Annotated in this window: 4 protein-coding genes; 2 read left to right on the forward strand and 2 right to left on the reverse strand. The window is 64.6% G+C overall.

Annotated elements, in window-relative coordinates:
- The coding region (locus tag WCB02_RS04970) for an amidase (protein ID WP_423956725.1) at positions 1–796 on the reverse strand (796 nt) is incomplete at its 3' end.
- 115 nt (positions 797–911) lie between these two features.
- Here WCB02_RS04970 and WCB02_RS04975 point away from each other — a divergent pair.
- Positions 912–1,763, forward strand: a complete 852-nt coding sequence (locus WCB02_RS04975) for an alpha/beta hydrolase (protein ID WP_423956726.1) — start codon at positions 912–914, stop codon at positions 1,761–1,763.
- Between the two features lie 147 nt (positions 1,764–1,910).
- On the opposite strand, the gene WCB02_RS04980 is transcribed toward WCB02_RS04975, so the two are convergent.
- Positions 1,911–2,687, reverse strand: a complete 777-nt coding sequence (locus WCB02_RS04980) for an SDR family oxidoreductase (protein ID WP_423956727.1) — start codon at positions 2,685–2,687, stop codon at positions 1,911–1,913.
- A 180-nt stretch (positions 2,688–2,867) separates the two neighbouring features.
- Between WCB02_RS04980 and WCB02_RS04985 the strand changes: the two genes are divergently transcribed.
- Complete coding sequence (locus WCB02_RS04985) at positions 2,868–3,947, forward strand: tartrate dehydrogenase (RefSeq protein WP_423956728.1); 1,080 nt, start codon at positions 2,868–2,870, stop codon at positions 3,945–3,947.
- The last annotated feature ends 128 nt before the right edge of the window (positions 3,948–4,075 follow it).

Here is a 4,075-nt window from a genome sequence, read left to right on the forward strand (position 1 = left end):
GCGAGTAGGCGACGCGCCTGATTTTGTCCGGCGAGCGCGCGGCGGACAGGAACGAGCCCGGCAGCGCCGGCAGCGACAGCGGATCGCCCGGGTCTTCGCCGCTCATGGCGTCAAGCAGCAGCGCCAGATCTTCGACATTGCGGGCCATCGGGCCCTGCACGCCGACCGAATTGTCCACCATGAATCGCGGCGTGTGCGCGACCCGGCCGACGCTCGGCCGCAGGCCCACGATGCCGCAGAAGCTGGCGGGATTGCGCAGGGAGCCGCCCAGGTCGGAGCCGTGGGCGAGCCAGGCCATGCCGGTCGCAAGCGCGACCGCCGCCCCGCCGGAGGAGCCGGCGGCGGAACGCGACGTGTCCCAGGGGTTGCGGGTGGCGCCGAACACTTCGTTGAAGGTGTTGGCGCCGGCACCGAATTCCGGTGTGTTGGACTTGGCGTAGATCACGCCGCCATTGCGCTCGAGATGCTCGACCAGGATATCGGACCGCGCGGGAATCCGGTCCTTGTAGATCGGCGAGCCCTGCGTGGTCAGGACGCCACCGACATCGGTCAGGTCCTTGATCGGGACAGGCAGGCCGGCAAGCAGGCCGCGCTCGCCTGCGGGTCTCTCCATCAGGGCCTTGGCATGGACTCTCGCGCGATCGAAGCACAGGATCGGCAGCGCGTTGACCTTGCCGTCGACGGCGGCGATCCGTTGTTCCAGCGCGTCAAGCAGATCGAGCGGGGTGACCTCGCCCTGTTTCAGTTTATCAACGATCGCGCAGGCGGTTTCCCGCACCAAATCCTGATCAGCCAATGGCAGTTCTCCCAGTCATGCTGTCTATTGCTGTAGACCATTTTCCGGCAAGCTGGCAACGCAACGACCTTGCCGCGCATTGGTAGCGAGCTGGCAACGACTTGGGAGTACAGGCATGACCACCCCGTTCGACGCGCCCGACTGGCGCGAACTTGATCAGCAGGCGCTCGACCGCGGCCTCAACAATGGCGCGGCTGTCGCAGGGAGCGCCGACATCGTCGCTGCCTGGGACCGGCGCTCGGCCGAACTGCGGACGCGGCATTCGGCTCATCTCGATCTTCGCTATGGACCGGCGGAGCGCAACCGGATCGATCTGTTTAAGGTCGCAGACAAGGCGCCGACGCTGTTGTTCATTCACGGCGGCTACTGGCAGATGCGCGCCAAGGAGAATTTCGCGCTGTTCGCGGAAGGCGCGATGGCGCACGGCATCAATGTGGCGCTGATCGGCTACACGCTGGCGCCGGAGGCTGGCCTCGACCAGATCGTCGCGGAAATCCATGCCGGCATCGGCTTCCTCGCCGCGCGCCTGCCTGATCTCGGCGGCGACGGGCAGGGCATCGTGGTGTCTGGATGGTCCGCCGGCGGCCATCTCACCGCGATGGCGCTGTCGCATCCCGATGTGCGGGCGGGGGTCGCGATCAGCGGCATCTATGATCTCGAACCGATCCGCCACTCCTATCTCAACGTCAAGCTCGGGCTGGATGAAGCGGCCTCGCGCCGCAACTCGCCGCTGCTGCAGCCGGGCGGGGCGATGAAGCCGCTGTCGCTGGTGGTGGGATCAGCCGAGCTGCCGCTGTTGCGCAAACAGACCGCCGATTTCGCCGGCCATCGCGCGGCGTATGGATTACCGGTGAGCTATGAGGAAATCCCGGGCGCTGATCATTTTTCAATCATGAACGAGATGGCGCAGCCGGATGGGCGGATCACAAAGCTGATCCGGCAGTCGTTCGAGCGGACGGCGGGTTAATGGCGGCGCTGTAGGGTGGGCAAAGGCGTCCTTGCGCCGTGCCCACCTTTTGCTTGCGATGGTGGGCGCGCCATCGGCTCGCGCATGCGCGCGATCCGCTGGCTTTGCCCACCCTACAATGTCCGTTGCAATGACGGTCGTGCCTAACTAACCCCAGCCGGCGGCGATGCCGCCGTCGACCGTGAAGATCACGCCCGAGGTATAGCCGGAGCGGTCGGAGGCGAGGAATGCCATCAGGTCGCCGATCTCGCGGGCATGGGCCGGGCGGCCGAGCGGCAAGCCTTTCTGGAATTCGGTGTAGCGGTTTTCGTCGCCGAGCTGATTTTTGGCGCGGGTCTTGAGCAGCGTGACGTGGCGGTCGGTGCCGACCGGCCCCGGATTGATGCCGACCACGCGGATATTGTCGGCAAGACTCTTGCCGCCGAGCGCGCGGGTCAGCGCCATGATCGCGGCATTGCCGGCGCTGCCGCAGATGTAGTTGGCATCGAATTTTTCGCCGGCATTGCCGATGTCGTTGACGATCACGCCGCCGCCGCGCGCCTTCATCTGGGCGTAGATCGCCCGCGTCAGGTTGATGTAGCCGAACACTTTCAGCTCCCAGGCGTGGCGCCAGGTCGCTTCATCGATCTTGTCGATCGAGCCGCCGGGAATGTCGCCGGCATTGTTGACGAGAATGTCGATCTCGGAAGCGTCCTTGACCAGGCGGGCGATGTCCTCGCCCTTGCGGAGATCGACGACATGCGCGGTGGCGTCGATCTGGTGCGCGCCGCGCAGCCGCTCGGCCAGCGCCTTCAACTGGTCGCCGCTGCGGGCGGCGAGCAGCAGGTGACAGCCTTCCTCGGCAAAGGCTTCGGCGGCGGCGGCGCCAATCCCCTTGGAGGCGCCGGTGATGAGGACGCGCTTGCCGCGCAGATGCAGATCCATGGGATAAACTCGCTGTTCGGATGCGGTGATTTTTTGGGCGAAAATTGTTAGGCGGCGGGAGCGCCGACGGTCAACATTGCACTGCAGCGTTGCACGCCGGTCAAGTTTGGTCCATTGCAAGGCGCGCGAACAAAGTAGGCGGCGTCCGCGCCGCGGCCAGCCTTTCCAAGGAAACTCTCGATGAGCAAGGACAAGAAACAATACCGGATCGCGGTCATTCCCGGCGACGGCATCGGCAAGGAAGTGATGCCCGAGGGGCTCAGGGTCATCGAGGCGGCGGCGAAAAAGCACGGTGTGGCGGTGCATTTCGATCATTTCGATTTCGCCTCCTACGACTATTACGAGAAGCACGGCCAGATGATGCCGGACGACTGGAAGGGGCAGATCGGCAAGCATGACGCGATCTATTTCGGCGCGGTCGGCTGGCCTGCGAAAATCCCCGATTACATTTCCTTGTGGGGCTCGCTGATCAAGTTCAGGCGCGAGTTCGACCAGTACGTCAATCTGCGCCCGGTGCGGCTGATGCCCGGCGTGCCGTCGCCGCTGGCGGGCCGCAAGCCCGGCGATATCGATTTCTGGGTGGTGCGCGAGAACACCGAAGGTGAGTATTCCTCGGTCGGCGGCCGGATGTTCCCGGATACCGACCGCGAATTCGTCACGCAGCAGACCGTGATGACCCGGATCGGCGTCGACCGCATCCTGAAATTCGCATTCGACCTGGCGCAGTCGCGGCCGAAGCGGCATCTGACCTCGGCGACCAAGTCCAACGGCATCTCGATCACGATGCCGTATTGGGACGAGCGGGTCGAGGCGATGGCGAAGAACTACCCGAAGGTGAAGTGGGACAAGTATCACATCGATATTCTGACCGCGAATTTCGTGCTGCACCCGGACTGGTTCGACGTCGTGGTCGGCTCCAATCTGTTCGGCGACATCCTGTCCGATCTCGGTCCGGCCTGCACCGGCACCATCGGCATCGCGCCATCGGGCAACATCAATCCGGAAGGCAATTTCCCGTCGGTGTTCGAGCCGGTGCATGGCTCGGCGCCAGATATCGCGGGGCAGGGCATTGCCAACCCGATCGGCATGATCTGGTCGGGCGCGATGATGCTGGAGCATCTCGGCGAGAAGCAGGCCGCGGCGGCGATCCTCGGCGCGATCGAGCGTACGCTGGGCGAACGCACCCTGCGGACCAAGGATCTCGGCGGCAATGCGGATACCACGGCATGCGGCAAGGCCGTCGCGGAGATGGTAGATTAGGCGGAAGTTGCAGCTTCGCGAAAGCGTAAATCATTGATCCGATTCACTGATCGGCGGATGGGGCCGTGGCTGTACTGGCTACAAGGCGGTCTGGACGTTGAGGAGCGTGAAGGCGCGCTCCTGAACGG

The sequence above is a fragment of the Bradyrhizobium sp. genome (assembly GCF_049581145.1).
Lineage (GTDB): Bacteria > Pseudomonadota > Alphaproteobacteria > Rhizobiales > Xanthobacteraceae > Bradyrhizobium.

Coding starts and splice junctions, on each gene's coding strand:
- WCB02_RS04975 (WP_423956726.1), top strand. CDS start 912: ATGACCACCCCGTTCGACGCGCCCGACTGGCGCGAACTTGATCAGCAG.
- WCB02_RS04980 (WP_423956727.1), bottom strand. CDS start 2,687: ATGGATCTGCATCTGCGCGGCAAGCGCGTCCTCATCACCGGCGCCTCC.
- WCB02_RS04985 (WP_423956728.1), top strand. CDS start 2,868: ATGAGCAAGGACAAGAAACAATACCGGATCGCGGTCATTCCCGGCGAC.